Source organism: Candidatus Spongiihabitans sp., assembly GCF_965237845.1.
In the GTDB taxonomy this organism is placed as follows: Bacteria; Pseudomonadota; Gammaproteobacteria; order Arenicellales; family Poriferihabitantaceae; genus Spongiihabitans.
In genome coordinates, this window is the sequence record NZ_OZ250154.1 from 1362802 (window position 1) to 1376146 (window position 13345).

The following is a 13345-nucleotide window of genomic DNA, read 5'->3' on the forward strand; positions in this document are numbered from 1 at the left end:
TTTGATATTTGGGCTTATCAATTCTACGATATGGAACTCGGGTTAAAACAGTGATTCGGAGATAGACTGATTGTCACTGGAATCACCCTCACTCCCCGGGGATTCGATCATATTACTTGGCTCAGTTCCAATCAAAAAATATTCAGAATAACCATTCGGATCATCCGCGAAAGTGATCTTTCCACTAGCACTGTTAACAAAACGAGTAGTGATGTTTTCTGGTATTACTTCCGGTTTTTCGGGGAAGTCCTGCAGCACGCGGCCCATAAAATCAATCCAAATAGGTAACGCAGCGGACGCACCGGATTCGCGCCTGCCAAGATGTGCAGGCTCATCGAACCCAACAAATACGGTAGTAACCACATCGGGATTGAACCCTGAAAACCATGCGTCACGAAAATTATTGGTAGTCCCGGTTTTCCCCGCCAGGTCTGTACGATTGAGTGCCAGCGCTCGCCGCCCGGTACCTGACAAGATTACTTGTTTAAGCAAACTTTGCATTAAAAACGCATTTTGTGGGGAAATCGCCCGCATGGAATCAGCATCTTCAGGCGTGCCATCGCCAGGTTCGCCAGATTCACTTACTGCGCCAGACTCACTTGTTGCGCTGGTCTTTTTATCGAGAATTTGCGGGACAGTCGGTTCCATTGAAAGCACAATTTCCGGTTCCTCATCACCATAACGGCTGACGGTATCTTCCTCACAATTTTCACAGGGCGGCGGTAGTAACTCGATTAGTTTGCCCTCAGCGTCCTCGATTTTTTCAATCAAGAAAGGGGGGGCTCTCTTGCCGCCATTTGCTAATACTGCAAAGCATGAAGCCAGATTCAGCGGCGTAATCGAGGTGCTTCCAAGCGCCAAAGAAAGGTTCTTCGGCAGTTGCTCGCGATCAAATCCAAACCCCACTAGGTGGTCAATCGTGTTGTCAATTCCAATAGCCCGCACCAAACGCACAGATACCAGGTTTAACGACAGGCTCAGCGCTTTACGCAGAGGGGTTGGCCCAAAAAACTTTTTACTGTAATTTTGCGGTCGCCAAACGCCCTCCAGAGAATCGCCGACGACAATGGGCGCAGCGCTCACCAAACTGCTGGTGGTGAATCCGTTTGCTAATGCAGCGGAATAAATAAATGGTTTTATATTAGAACCCGGCTGTCTTGCGGCCTGGGTCGCTCGGTTAAATTTGCTCAGATAGTAATCAAATCCACCGCTAAGCGCCAATATTGAGCCGCTCTCTGGATTCAAACTGACAAGTGCGCCGGAAACTTCAGGCAATTGAGACAACATCCATTCGCCGTCAGCCAATTCCCGAACATAAACAATATCTCCGACATTTACTACTTCACCCGCCGAGGTCAATTCAGGTCCAATGGCGTTGGCATTTAAATATTGCCTGGCCCAGGTCATATTTTTCCAGGATACTGTAACTGTTTCGCCGCGTTGACTAAAACTCTGGAAAGAATTCTTATCCAATTGGGTGACTACCGCCGGAAGAATTTCTTTGCTCGACGGGAACGCGTCGAGTGCTTTTAGAAGCTTGCCTTCAAAGTCTATTCCAAGATAGTCATCTAATACGATTTTGTCTATAGGGCCCTTATATCCGTGGCGCAAATCGTAATCCAGCAAGCCTTTTCGCAAAGCCTGATTCGCTTTTGCCTGATACTCGCTGTTGATGGTTAGGGTGACGTTAAAACCGCGTTGATAGACTTCCTCGCCAAATCGGGCATACATTAATTGACGCGCCATCTCGGATACATAAGGCGCTTGAATATCCACACTGGTGATATGGCGTCTGGCGGTCATCGGTGCATTGCTCGCTGTTTCCAGGCTCAGATCATCAATCCGGCCCAGTCCATGTAATCGTTTTAGTACGTAGGCTCTTCTTTGAAGGGCGCGTTCGGGATTGGAAATCGGGTTGTCACGAGACGGCGCTTTGGGCAATCCGGCGAGCATGGCAATTTCGGGAAGGCTCAAATTTAATAGCTCTTCGCCGTAGTACACCTGTGCGGCCGCCGCAAAGCCATATGCGCGGTGGCCCAGAAAAATTTTATTTAGGTATAGTTCGAGAATTTCGTCCTTGGTCAATGCGCGCTCCATATTAAAAGCAAGCAGGATTTCCTTCAGTTTTCGGGTATATGTTTTTTCAGGGTTAAGGAAAAAATTTCGCGCTACCTGCATGGTGATAGTGCTGGCGCCTTGACCCCTTGACCGACTCAACAAGTTGTTAATCGCGGCTCTGGCCAGGCCAGGAAAATCCACCCCGGTGTGGTGATAAAACCGGTCGTCTTCAGTGGCGAGAACGGCATCGATCAACAATGGCGGCATTTGATCCAAAGCAAGCGGTATGCGCCGTTCATTACCATATTCTCCAATAAGCTTTTTATCCGAGCTATATATTCTTAGCGGAATATTCAGGGGAATTTCCCGAATTTCCTCAATAGTGGGGAGACCGGGCAACAAGGTCGCGGCATAAAGCGCGAGTCCAATCCCCATTGTCATGGTAAAAACAATCCCGATTGAGAACAGTTTTAGAATGATTTTTAAGAGAGTTCTCATGCGGGCATCAATAGCTGGCAGTAATATTTTATATCGGTTATGGAGATTAAGGATAATTACGCTATGGAAACACTATGGAAAAATCTTTCAAAACTATGATTTTAGAGGTTATTATAGCCTTAATAGACAGGCGTTGTTGCGCCTGATTGAAATATCTGCCCGCCGTCAATGGACGACACAAACCAAAATCAAACATAACCTTAAATCACGGGAGACTGCCCGATGCAGATTAAAAGCCTGCGTATCCAATCATATGACCGCTAAGGATGTCGGAAATGCAGGTTTTGCAGGAGAGAAAACCAGTCCGCAGTTGGGCGATTGCCGACACCGCCAGTGAACCCGCAATCTATCGAATAAAGAAACTGGAACTCTATGCCGAGCTCAAAGCAGCAGGCTGCACGATGGCGTTATGCTTGAAAACCATCGGCGGGTCAAAGGCGACCTGCTGCCGTAGGCTAGATCGTTATCGGCGGCGCGGCTGGGGCGGCCTGGAAAATCAAAGCCGCGGCCCGAAGCGTCTTCGCGGTGTGCAATGGACAAAACAACAGGCACAACAAGTGTTGCACCTACGCCATACCCCTTGTGGGGCAAGCGCAAGCTCTGGAAGGTATTGTCCAAGGATCAGGGTCTGACCCTGAGCCTCAGCACGGTCGGGCGCATCCTAGCCCGGCTGGTGCGCTTAAAGCAGGTCAAGCCGGCGGCATTCTACTATGGGCCGGTCAAGCCCAAACGCCGCCGCCAGTTCCAGCGCCATGCCAAGCGCTGGCAATACGGGATGCGCGCTGGCAGCCAGGCGAGCTGGTGCAGATCAACCATATGAGCGCAGGATTGCCAGCGGGCTTTGGCGTCAAGGAGTTCAAGGCGGCTTGTCCGAGCACCGGGTTTGTTGCCTTGAAAGCCTATAGTCGCGCGACCAGCCGTTGCGCCAGGGACTTCCTGGCCCCTCTTATCGAACAAGCGCCGTTCAAAATCCTGTCGATACAAGTCGATGGCGGCAGCGAGTTTCGGGATGAGTTTGAACAAGCCTGCGAGGCTTTGAACCTGCCGCTGTTTGTGCTGCCGCCTAAACAGCCTGAATGGGACGGTTGCGTTGAGCGAGCCAATGCAGTCGTTATGAGTTCTATCCGCTGTATGAAGGGTCGTTGACGGTGACCGCGATCAACCAGGAACTGGCCCGTTACCAGTGGACCTATAATCATTACCGATCACACGATAGTTTGGATTTAATGAGGCCGATGGCGTACTATCAGCAACTCACCCTGGCTGCCTGATTTTGTCTCATATGTGGCGAACCCGGACACCATTGTGAGAAAACCAAAAAACTGTGGTACGATGTGCCAAGGGTCTGATTCTAGTCTCACAGTTACTACTGCACCGACCAGATAAGAAAGATAATCAAGAAAATCAATTGTAATGGGGCTTTGAGCGCGTTGAGAGGCTGATATGGCTAGCGTGACAATACGTGAGATCGAAAAGTCCTTCGGCGCGGTTGCCGTGCTGAAGAATATATCGCTTGATATCAAGGACGGTGAGTTCATTGTTCTGGTCGGTCCATCCGGTTGCGGCAAATCGACATTGTTGCGCATCATTGCTGGCCTGGAGCAGCAGAATGCTGGCAGTATCTTGATCGGTGGCGAGTTGGTGGACGCGCGACATCCCAGCCGACGCGATATCGCCATGGTGTTCCAATCCTATGCGCTCTATCCGAACTTGACGGTGGAAAAGAACATCACGGTGCCTTTGCGTATGCGGCGCCTCAATTTTGCGCAACGTCTGCCGCTAATCAGTCGGTGGCTGCCCGGCACGTCCGGCATCGTCGCCGGAATTAATCGCGACGTGGAAGAGACCATGGACATGCTCGGCATCGTCCATCTCAGGCACCGTAAACCCGGCCAGCTTTCAGGCGGGCAACGTCAGCGGGTCGCTGTTGGACGCGCCATGGTGCGTCATCCTCAGGCCTTCCTCATGGATGAGCCGCTTTCCAATCTGGATGCCGAACTGCGTGTTCACATGCGTGCCGAGATTGCCGAACTGCACTGCCGCTTAGCAACAACTTTTATCTATGTGACCCACGATCAGGCCGAGGCCATGACCATGGCCGACCGGATTGCGGTGATGATGGACGGCGAGCTGCTTCAGGTAGACACCCCCAGCCAGGTCTATGCCAACCCCAATCACATCCGCGTTGCGGAGTTTATCGGCAGCCCGAAGATCAACATCCTGCCCGCGCAGGTGAGCGATAGCGGCGCTATCAGTATCGGCAGTCGGCCCATGCCGGGTTTGTATTCCGATGCCAAGGACCAGGAAATACAGATCGGAGTACGCCCCGAAGTCGTGGCTCTGGGAGACCTAAACGCTGACGGTCTTCCGTGTCGTATCGTGCATCACGAGAACCTGGGTTCCGAAGTGTATTTCCATGCGGAATTGGATACCGGTAGCCGGATTATCAGCCGCATGGGCGCATCGGCACTGGATTGGTTCCATACGGGTGACCAAGCTACTGTCAATCTTGATACCAGAAAAGCTCTCCTGTTCGATGCCGCCGGCAGGCGCATCAAGGACAAAATCGTGACGGCGGCCTGATGGGACGTTCCCGTCTCCCAATCTGGTTCGTCGCGCCGGCGGTGATTTTGATGATCATCATCCTGATCGTGCCCGTGATCGTTGCTGCGGCACTCTCCTTTACCGATTACGGCCTCGGCAATCCGGGTTTTGAGTGGGTTGGATGGACGAATTATCAGGATTTGCTGAAATTCTCCAGTTACAAAAAAATGTTTAGTGCGTCGTTGATTTATGTGCTGATTGTCGTGCCTGTCTCCGTGGCGCTCGGGCTAGGGTCCGCGATGTTGATATCATCCCTCCGGTTCGGTGGCGAAGTGTACAAGGCGGTTTTCTTCTTGCCGGTCATGGCAACACTCCTGGCCATGGCGATCGCTTGGGAATTTGCACTGAATCCGATCATTGGCTTGGTCAACGACATCCTTCGCAGCGGCTGTGACATCGCCTGGCTACACAGTTTGCTGACCGGCGCGTGGTTCGGTGCCGACCCCGTCGACAGTTGGTACGGTAGCGGCTGCGTCGATTATTTCCCGCTGTGGCTAGGCGACAAGAAATATGCTTTGGGCACCATTGCCTTTATCGGCATTTGGCAGGTCTTCGGGTTCAACATGGTGCTGTATCTTGCCGGTTTAACGGCGATCCCGCGTGAACTCTACAGCGCTGCCGCCGTCGATGGCGCGGCTAGTGTCTGGGAGCGATTCAGGCTTGTCACTTGGCCGATGCTAGGACCGACCCATGTCTTCGTCGTCACTATCACGTCCATACGCTCGTTCCAAGTTTTCGATACAGTCGAGGCGCTGACCCGCGGCGGACCCAGTAAGTCCACTTACATGATGGTATACGCAATGTATGAGAAGGGGGTTCGGCACAACCTGCTCGGGGTCGGCTCGGCGATCACCGTGGTTTTTCTTGTTTTTGTTCTCGCCCTCACCCTGATTCAGGTTTATTTCGTCAATCGGAGGGTGCATTACTCATGAACGCCCAGACAACGTGGTTTGGCGAAACGATGAAGCACGCGGTCCTGCTGGCCGGTAGCATGGTAGTCATTCTGCCATTCTATCTCATGCTTTCGTACTCATTTAAATCGCCGGTCGAGATCGAGGGTAACCAAGGAGGTTTCTTCGGCACCCAGGCCATGATGACGGATCCCAAGTGCGTCAAAGCCGGGCGGCCTCTGGACGAATGCACCATGCGCCCCATTGTCTACAACTACACTGCGGCCTTTAGCGAGGCGCCGCTACTGCGCTATATGTTGAACGGTGTGATTGTGACGCTATCGATTTTCTTTATTCAAGTGCTGGTGGCGCTGCCTTGCGCTTACGCGCTTTCCAAATTACGGTTCTGGGGGCGCGACCTAGTCTTCGGCTTGGTGCTCTTTTGCTTGCTGATACCGGTTCATGCGATAGCCTTGCCGTTATACGTGATGTTGGCGAAGGTGGGGTTGACGAATACCTACGCCGCGCTTGTGATTCCGTGGACGATATCGGTGTTCGGAATCTTTTTAATGCGTCAGTTCTTCATGACCGTGCCGGATGATTTGATCGATGCGGCGCGCATCGACGGCATAAGCGAATTCGCCATCGTTTGGCGGGTCATGCTTCCGGCGGCCGTTCCGGCGTTGCTTGCCTTCGCGATTTTTTCCGTCGTCGCCCATTGGAACGACTATTACTGGCCGCGCATCGTAATCACGGGTGATCGTGACCTGATGACTCCGCCGCTCGGATTGCGGATGTTCAAATCCGACCTGGATGGTAACGAATACGGGCCAATGATGGCGGCGGCCACCGTGGTGGTCGCGCCATTGGTCGTAGCGTTTCTATTGGCCCAACGCCGCTTTATTGAGGGCATCACGCTGACCGGCATGAAGTAGCTGAACACACTTTCGAAATGCCGGTGTCCGGGCTCAGATACAAATGAGATTATTAGGAGGATAAAAAATCGGGTAGTCTGAGGTGAAATCCTTTCACTTAAATCACGGGAGACTGCCCGATGCAGATTAAAAGCCTGCGTATCCAATCATATGACCGCCAAGGATGGCGGAAATGCAGGTTTTGCAGGAGCGAAAACCGGTCCGCAGTTGAGCGATTGCCGATACCGCCAGTGAACCCGCAATCTATCGAATAAAGAAACTGGAACTGTATGCCGAGCTCAAAGCAGCAGGCTGCACGATGGCGTTATGCCTGAAAACCATCGGCGGGTCAAAGGCGACCTGCTGCCGTAGGCTAGATCGTTATCGGCGGCGCGGCTGGGGCGGTTTGGAAAATCAAAGCCGCGGCCCGAAGCGTCCCCGCGGTGTGCAATGGACAAACCAACGGGCACAACAAGTGTTGCACCTGCGCCATACCCCTTGTGGGGCAAGCGCAAGATCTGGAAGGTGTTGTCCAAGGATCAGGGTCTGACCCTCAGCCTCAGCACGGTCGGGTGCATCCTGGCCCGGCTGGTGCGCTTAAAGCAGGTCAAGCCCAAACGCCGCCGCCAGTTCCAGCGCCATGCCAAGCGCTGGCAATACGGGATGCGCGCTGGCAGCCAGGCGAGCTGGTGCAGATCAACCATATGAGCGCAGGATTGCCAGCGGGCTTTGGCGTCAAGGAGTTCAAGGCGGCTTGTCCGAGCACCGGGTTTGTTGCCTTGAAAGCCTATAGTCGAGCGACCAGCCGTTGCGCCAGGGACTTCCTGGCCCCTCTTATTGAACAAGCGCCGTTCAAAATCCTGTCGATACAAGTCGATGGCGGCAGCGAGTTTCGAGATGAGTTTGAACAAGCCTGCGAGGCTTTGAACCTGCCGCTGTTTGTGCTGCCGCCTAAACAGCCTGAATGGGACGGTTGCGTTGAGCGAGCCAATGCAGTCGTTATGAGTTCTATCCGCTGTATGAAGGGTCGTTGACGGTGACCGCGATCAACCAGGAACTGGCCCGTTACCAGTGGACCTATAATCATTACCGATCACACGATAGTTTGGATTTAATGAGGCCGATGGCGTACTATCAGCAACTCACCCTGGCTGCCTGATTTTGTCTCATATGTGGTGAACCCGGACAGTCGGTTGCGTCGACTTAGGATTGGATATAATATGAGGCCCGCTTTGTCTCTAATATCAACAGAGCCTCCAAGCTACTAAACATAAACACCAAATTCAATTAGGAGAAAAGCAAATGAAACTCAAAATAACTTTATCAGCTGCCATTCTGGCGGGCACTTTGACGACATACGTCCAAGCGGCGGATCCGGTCACCATTGAAGTGGGGTATCCGTACTCCGCTCTTTTCGATGTCACGTTCCAGCGCATCATGCCGTTGTTTAATAAACAACACCCTGACATCAAGGTTAAGTTCCGCGCAACCTACGATAACTATGAGGACGCCACCCAAACGATACTGCGCGAAGCTGTTGCCGGCAAACAGCCAGACATCAGCTTGCAAGGCCTCAACCGACAGGCGCTCTTGGTCGAGAAAGGCATCGCCCAATCGATGGAACCGTTTATTGCCAAGGAAACGAATTTTTCCAAGGAGGGTTATCACAAGGCAATGCTTGACCTCAGCACATTCGGGGGCAAGGTTTATGGGTTGCCGTTTGCAGTCTCGCTACCGGTGGGTTATTACAACATGAACAACCTCAAGAAAGTCGGTATCACGTCTGTGCCGAAGACTTGGGACGAGGTCATTGGGAACTGCAAGAAGCTTCATGCTGCGGGTTTCAAGAACCCGCTGTTCTGGGGTTGGAACATCACGGGCAACTGGTTCTTCCAAGCTTTGATGTGGAGTCAGGGGGAGCCGATCCTGAAGGATGGCAAGGTCAACTTTGACGGCCCGGCCGGGTTGCGCGCCTTGGAGACCATGAAAAAACTGTTTCGGGAATGCAAGATGATCAACTTAGCAGTGGGTGACGCCGGCAAGCCATTTGCGGCCGGCCGGGTGGCAATGCACTTCTGGTCAACCTCCGCAGTGGGTTCCATTGAGCGGGCAAAAGGCGATTTCGAATTGAAGACGGGTGAGTTTCCAGGCATGGGTTCAGCGCCGAAAGGCCTGCCTGCTGGCGGTAACGCGGTGATTCTGACTTCAACCTCCGATGATCCGAAACAAGTCGAAGCCGCCTGGTCTTTCATCAAGTTCATCACGTCTGGGGCCGGTGCCGCAATCGTCGCCGAAACCACGGGGTATATGCCGCCAAACAAAGCGGCAAACGACATGCTGGGCGACTTCTACAAAGACAACCCGAACAAGCAGACAGCCGTCCGCCAAGCGGGTCTGCTTCGTGACTGGATCGCCTATCCCGGCAACCATGGTCTCGCGATTACTCAGGTAATCTATGATTTCCTTGAGTCGATCGTGATCGGCGAAGCCAATGATATGAAGCAACTCCAGGCGGAGATGGCTGCCGAGGTCTCATCAATGTTACCGAAATGACGATCTTTTCACTTGATTACCGTGCATCTGGCCGTAGTGACGGCTACGCCAGATGCACAACTTCTCGAGTGATTCAAGTTCGATTCGAGGTTCGGCTCAGGTGTTAATGAATGCGCAGGCAATGCCTGGCACCGGAAACCGAATCGCTACGGACTAAAACGGCTTTGAACACTCAAAAACGCGGTTGTGAGTTGAGATCGCTTCTGTTCTCCACGGTGCCGACGGGGTCTCTTTAGCTCTGTTCAGGGTGCCAGCCGGGCCGTATTAAACGTAAACCGATCGATTCGGGCATAATCTAAATAACGGCGGTTTGCCCGGCCGCGGAGATTAAATTGGAATAAGGTTAAAGTTGTGACCACCAATGCTGAGATTGAGCAACGACGCGATGCAAGCGTCGCTCGTGCTATCGCTTACTCATCAACTTTTGTTGCCGCCCGGGCTCAGGGTGGAGAAGTTTGGGATGTTGAGGGCAGCCGTTTCATCGATTTTTGCGGAGGTATTGGGTGCCAGAACGTTGGACATGGACATGCCAAGGTCATAGCCGCGATTGAACAGCAAATCCACAGTTTCACCCATACTTGCTTTCAGATTAGCCCCTACGAAAGTTACGTTCTACTTGCCGAACGTCTGAACGCGTTGGCCCCCGGAGAGTTCAAAAAGAAATCGTTGTTTTTCTCGGCCGGCGGCGAAGCAGTCGAAAATGCGGTCAAGATCGCGCGCCACCATTCGCGGCGCCCAGCGTTGCTGACGTTCACTAACGGTTATCATGGCCGCTCGTATATGGGGATGGGCCTCAGCGCGGATGACCCCGTTTAAAGTTGGGTTTCGACCATTCCCCACAGAAATTTACCGAATTCCTTTTCCAGACGCATACCATCGTGTCACCCTTGATGACACCAAACGCGCGTTCGACACTTTGTTTAGAAGCGATGTTGAACCCACGCAAATCGCGGCCGCCTTCTTTGAACCCGTTCAAGGTGAAGGCGGTTACAACGTCGCCGAGCCGGCGTTCATCGCCTATTTGCGCGAACTTTGTGACCAATACGGCATTGTTATGGTTGCCGATGAAATCCAGAGCGGGTTTGGTCGCTCTGGAAAGATGTTCGCCATGGAGCACTTCGGCATTGCCCCTGACCTCACATGCGTTGGCAAAAGCATGGGCGGCGGGCTTCCGTTATCGGGCATTGTTGGTCGCGCCGATATCATTGACAGCGTGCCAGCGGGCGGCCTTGGCGGCACATTCGGTGGCAATCCGGTCGCTTGCGCGGCGGCGCTTGCCGTTCTTGATATCATCGACAAGGAAGGCTTGCTCGAACAAGGCCTGAAACTGGGTGCCCATATTGACGACCGATTCAAAAAAATGAGGAACAAGAACGCCATTAGCTGTATCGGTGATGTCCGTGCGTTGGGTTGCATGAATGCCATTGAGATTGTCGCTGACCAGGAAACACGCGAGCCCTCCGGTGACCTGGCCGCTGAGATTGTCCGTATCGCGCTTTCGAAAGGCCTGATTCTGATCACCGCAGGACCGACGCGAAATGTCATTCGTGTGCTCGTGCCGTTGTCTGCGTCAATCGAAATCATCGACGAAGGGATAAACATTCTGGATGCATCAATCAGCCAAGCCGAGGCGCGCAACGGCAGGCCGTCGCATAAGCATGGTACCAAGGGGAAGCAATAATGAGAATTAAAGCCGCGGTCCTATGGGAGTCGGGAAAACCGCATCCGTTTACCAAAAGCCAACCCTTGCGCATTGAGGAAATTGAACTCGATCCGCCTGGGCGAGGCGAGCTGCTCATACAAATCAAGGCGGTGGGCCTTTGCCATTCGGATTTGCTGGCCATCAATGGCGAACGGGCCAAGCCGACACCGATGGTCATTGGTCATGAAGGTGCTGGCGTTGTTGCCGAAATAGGCGCAGGCGTGGACGGTTTCGAGGTGGGGGACCACGTCGTGCCCGTTTACGTGTCTAGTTGTGGTCGGTGCGAAATGTGTCGGCAGGGCCGGCCGGCCCTGTGCCAGCCGGCAACAAAAGCGAATATGGCGGGTACGATGATGGATGGGAGCACGCGTCTTCATAAAAACGGCAACCGTATATTCCATCACTCGGGTGTCGCGGCGTTCGCCGAATTTGCGGTCATTTCTCAAAACGGACTGGTCAAGATAGACCCGGGCGTTGCCTTCGAGCAGGCCGCATTGTTTGGTTGTGCGGTAATCACCGGCGTTGGGGCCGTGGTCAACACTGCGAACATCAGGCTCGGACAATCGGTCGCCATCATCGGTCTCGGCGGTGTTGGTTTTAGCGCGTTGTTGGCGGCCATCGCTGCAGGCGCCGGGCGCGTGATTGCCGTAGATATCAACGATGACAAGCTCCAGCTAGCTCTGCAGCTCGGTGCACATGAAGCGTTCAACGTCAAAAATGAAAATGACGACTGCGTGGAGTGCGTGCGAACCGCGACCAGCGGCGGTGTACACATCGCCATTGAAACGGCGGGTGTGCCGCAGGCGCTTGATTTGGCTTATAAGGTAACTCGCCGGGGCGGCGCCACCGTTGCCGTCGGTATGCCCGGCCCCGACGCGTCGATCTCCCTGTCGCATCTGAGTCTTGCCGGCGAGGAGCGGACTCTCAAGGGAAGCTATATGGGAAGCTGTGTGCCAAGCCGGGATATACCCCGCTATATCGGGTTGTTTCAAGACGGCAAACTCCCCATCGATCGGTTGACCAGCCGTCAGATTGCGTTAGATGATTTGAATGAAGGATTTGACCGCCTAGCGGATGGTTCCACCATGCGCCAGGTTTTGGTGTTGTAGGAAATCCGCTCAATCGGGTCGCATGATTGTCACATCGAATGTCGGACAATAGGCAGACCGTTTAGCGATGCTGCCCAGAGACCAGCTAAAAAAGCTGGGCCAACGTATGGAAATCAAGCATAACCTTTGAGACTATGGACGTTTTTGCATCGCCAACAGTTTGGGCGTTTTACCCGTCAATGGATGTGACAAATTAAAGATTGCTGAGGTTATAAGCAATCCTGCTATGCTAGAATGATTATTAATTGATTCTGTGCCTGCTATGCAAGCAGTCTATAGCCTGGAAATTGCATGAGCCTGAGTCGCAAACCAAATGGGACAAACTGTAACCAACTCATGCGGGCACTGATCATAATAGCTGATTGAAATACTTAGACAAAATAGCGAGTTAGCTGCAGAAATCAAAATCATGTGGGATACGATTGCAAGGTAACGTTTACTTGATCGGGCTGATGGGGGCTGGAAAGACCACGGTTGGCCGAAAACTGGCAAAACTATTGTTGCTTGATTTCATCGACATCGACCAGCTTGTTGAACAACGAACCGGGGTTTCAATAAGTCATATATTTGAGATCGAGGGGGAATCTGGTTTCAGAGATCGGGAATCAAAACTACTCGCCGAGATTAGCGATGGTCGCCAGGCAGTTATATCAACCGGCGGCGGAATCATATTAAGACCGGAGAATCGGCTGGTCATGCGCAAACACGGCCAAGTTGTCTATCTACAGGCGTCCTTGAAAATTTTATGGCAACGGCTGAGGAACTGTCAAACCAGACCGCTGTTACAACAGCTTGACCCGAAAGCTAAACTAACTCAGCTTATGCTTGAGCGCGATCCTCTGTATGTTGATGAAGCCGATATCATCGTCGAAGTCAGTTCGGATTCTGCGAGCAAGACCGCAAGAAAAATATATCCTTTGATAACATTAACCAACTGCCCCGCAAGGGATACTTAAAATAAAAAACGCTTGCGCTCGATATGCTCGCTGGTTACCGATAAACTTCGCTCATGCCACT

Annotated in this window: 10 protein-coding genes and 1 pseudogene; 10 read left to right on the top strand and 1 reads right to left on the bottom strand. The window is 52.7% G+C overall.

The window, feature by feature from the left end:
- Nucleotides 1-42: 42 nt before the first annotated feature.
- Nucleotides 43-2556 carry a penicillin-binding protein 1A gene (locus ACPXXB_RS06540; RefSeq protein ID WP_423910821.1) on the bottom strand — a complete coding sequence of 838 codons (2514 nt, stop codon included), beginning with the start codon at nt 2554-2556 and terminating at the stop codon, nt 43-45.
- 266 nt (nt 2557-2822) lie between these two features.
- Between ACPXXB_RS06540 and ACPXXB_RS06545 the strand changes: the two genes are divergently transcribed.
- The 10 genes and pseudogenes from ACPXXB_RS06545 (at nt 2823) to ACPXXB_RS06590 (ending at nt 13284) form a co-directional block, all read left to right on the top strand.
- The gene (locus ACPXXB_RS06545) at nt 2823-3188 is read left to right on the top strand and encodes a hypothetical protein (RefSeq protein ID WP_423910824.1); all 366 of its coding nucleotides are present in this window, start codon (nt 2823-2825) and stop codon (nt 3186-3188) included.
- A complete protein-coding gene (locus ACPXXB_RS06550; protein ID WP_423910827.1) occupies nt 3139-3702 on the top strand; it encodes a hypothetical protein in 564 nt (187 codons plus the stop codon). Before ACPXXB_RS06545 ends, ACPXXB_RS06550 begins: the two co-directional genes overlap by 50 nt.
- A 297-nt stretch (nt 3703-3999) precedes the next feature.
- Nucleotides 4000-5139 (top strand): ABC transporter ATP-binding protein, encoded by a 1140-nt coding sequence (locus ACPXXB_RS06555; RefSeq protein ID WP_423910830.1) that lies wholly within the window; start codon nt 4000-4002, stop codon nt 5137-5139.
- A 50-nt stretch (nt 5140-5189) separates the two neighbouring features.
- Nucleotides 5190-6092 carry a carbohydrate ABC transporter permease gene (locus ACPXXB_RS06560; protein WP_423911029.1) on the top strand — a complete coding sequence of 301 codons (903 nt, stop codon included), beginning with the start codon at nt 5190-5192 and terminating at the stop codon, nt 6090-6092.
- Nucleotides 6089-6985 carry a carbohydrate ABC transporter permease gene (locus tag ACPXXB_RS06565; RefSeq protein ID WP_423910833.1) on the top strand — a complete coding sequence of 299 codons (897 nt, stop codon included), beginning with the start codon at nt 6089-6091 and terminating at the stop codon, nt 6983-6985. The genes ACPXXB_RS06560 and ACPXXB_RS06565 overlap by 4 nt, the downstream gene beginning before the upstream one ends.
- 479 nt (nt 6986-7464) lie before the next feature.
- Nucleotides 7465-7998, top strand: a complete 534-nt coding sequence (locus ACPXXB_RS06570; RefSeq protein ID WP_423910836.1) for a hypothetical protein — start codon at nt 7465-7467, stop codon at nt 7996-7998.
- 268 nt (nt 7999-8266) lie between these two features.
- Nucleotides 8267-9517 (top strand): ABC transporter substrate-binding protein, encoded by a 1251-nt coding sequence (locus tag ACPXXB_RS06575; protein ID WP_423905681.1) that lies wholly within the window; start codon nt 8267-8269, stop codon nt 9515-9517.
- A 351-nt stretch (nt 9518-9868) separates the two neighbouring features.
- Nucleotides 9869-11198 (top strand): annotated as a pseudogene (gene gabT, locus ACPXXB_RS06580) (4-aminobutyrate--2-oxoglutarate transaminase).
- Nucleotides 11198-12328, top strand: coding sequence for a zinc-dependent alcohol dehydrogenase family protein (locus ACPXXB_RS06585; protein ID WP_423905684.1), 1131 nt, complete (start codon nt 11198-11200; stop codon nt 12326-12328). The pseudogene gabT and the gene ACPXXB_RS06585 overlap by 1 nt, the downstream one beginning before the upstream one ends.
- A 422-nt stretch (nt 12329-12750) precedes the next feature.
- Nucleotides 12751-13284, top strand: a complete 534-nt coding sequence (locus ACPXXB_RS06590) for a shikimate kinase (RefSeq protein ID WP_423905687.1) — start codon at nt 12751-12753, stop codon at nt 13282-13284.
- The last annotated feature ends 61 nt before the right edge of the window (nt 13285-13345 follow it).

Bases quoted from the DNA above. Each gene is read 5' to 3' on its own strand.
- ACPXXB_RS06540 (WP_423910821.1), bottom strand. From the start codon at position 2,556: ATGAGAACTCTCTTAAAAATCATTCTAAAACTGTTCTCAATCGGGATT.
- ACPXXB_RS06545 (WP_423910824.1), top strand. From the start codon at position 2,823: ATGTCGGAAATGCAGGTTTTGCAGGAGAGAAAACCAGTCCGCAGTTGG.
- ACPXXB_RS06555 (WP_423910830.1), top strand. From the start codon at position 4,000: ATGGCTAGCGTGACAATACGTGAGATCGAAAAGTCCTTCGGCGCGGTT.
- ACPXXB_RS06560 (WP_423911029.1), top strand. From the start codon at position 5,190: ATGATCATCATCCTGATCGTGCCCGTGATCGTTGCTGCGGCACTCTCC.
- ACPXXB_RS06565 (WP_423910833.1), top strand. From the start codon at position 6,089: ATGAACGCCCAGACAACGTGGTTTGGCGAAACGATGAAGCACGCGGTC.
- ACPXXB_RS06575 (WP_423905681.1), top strand. From the start codon at position 8,267: ATGAAACTCAAAATAACTTTATCAGCTGCCATTCTGGCGGGCACTTTG.
- ACPXXB_RS06585 (WP_423905684.1), top strand. From the start codon at position 11,198: ATGAGAATTAAAGCCGCGGTCCTATGGGAGTCGGGAAAACCGCATCCG.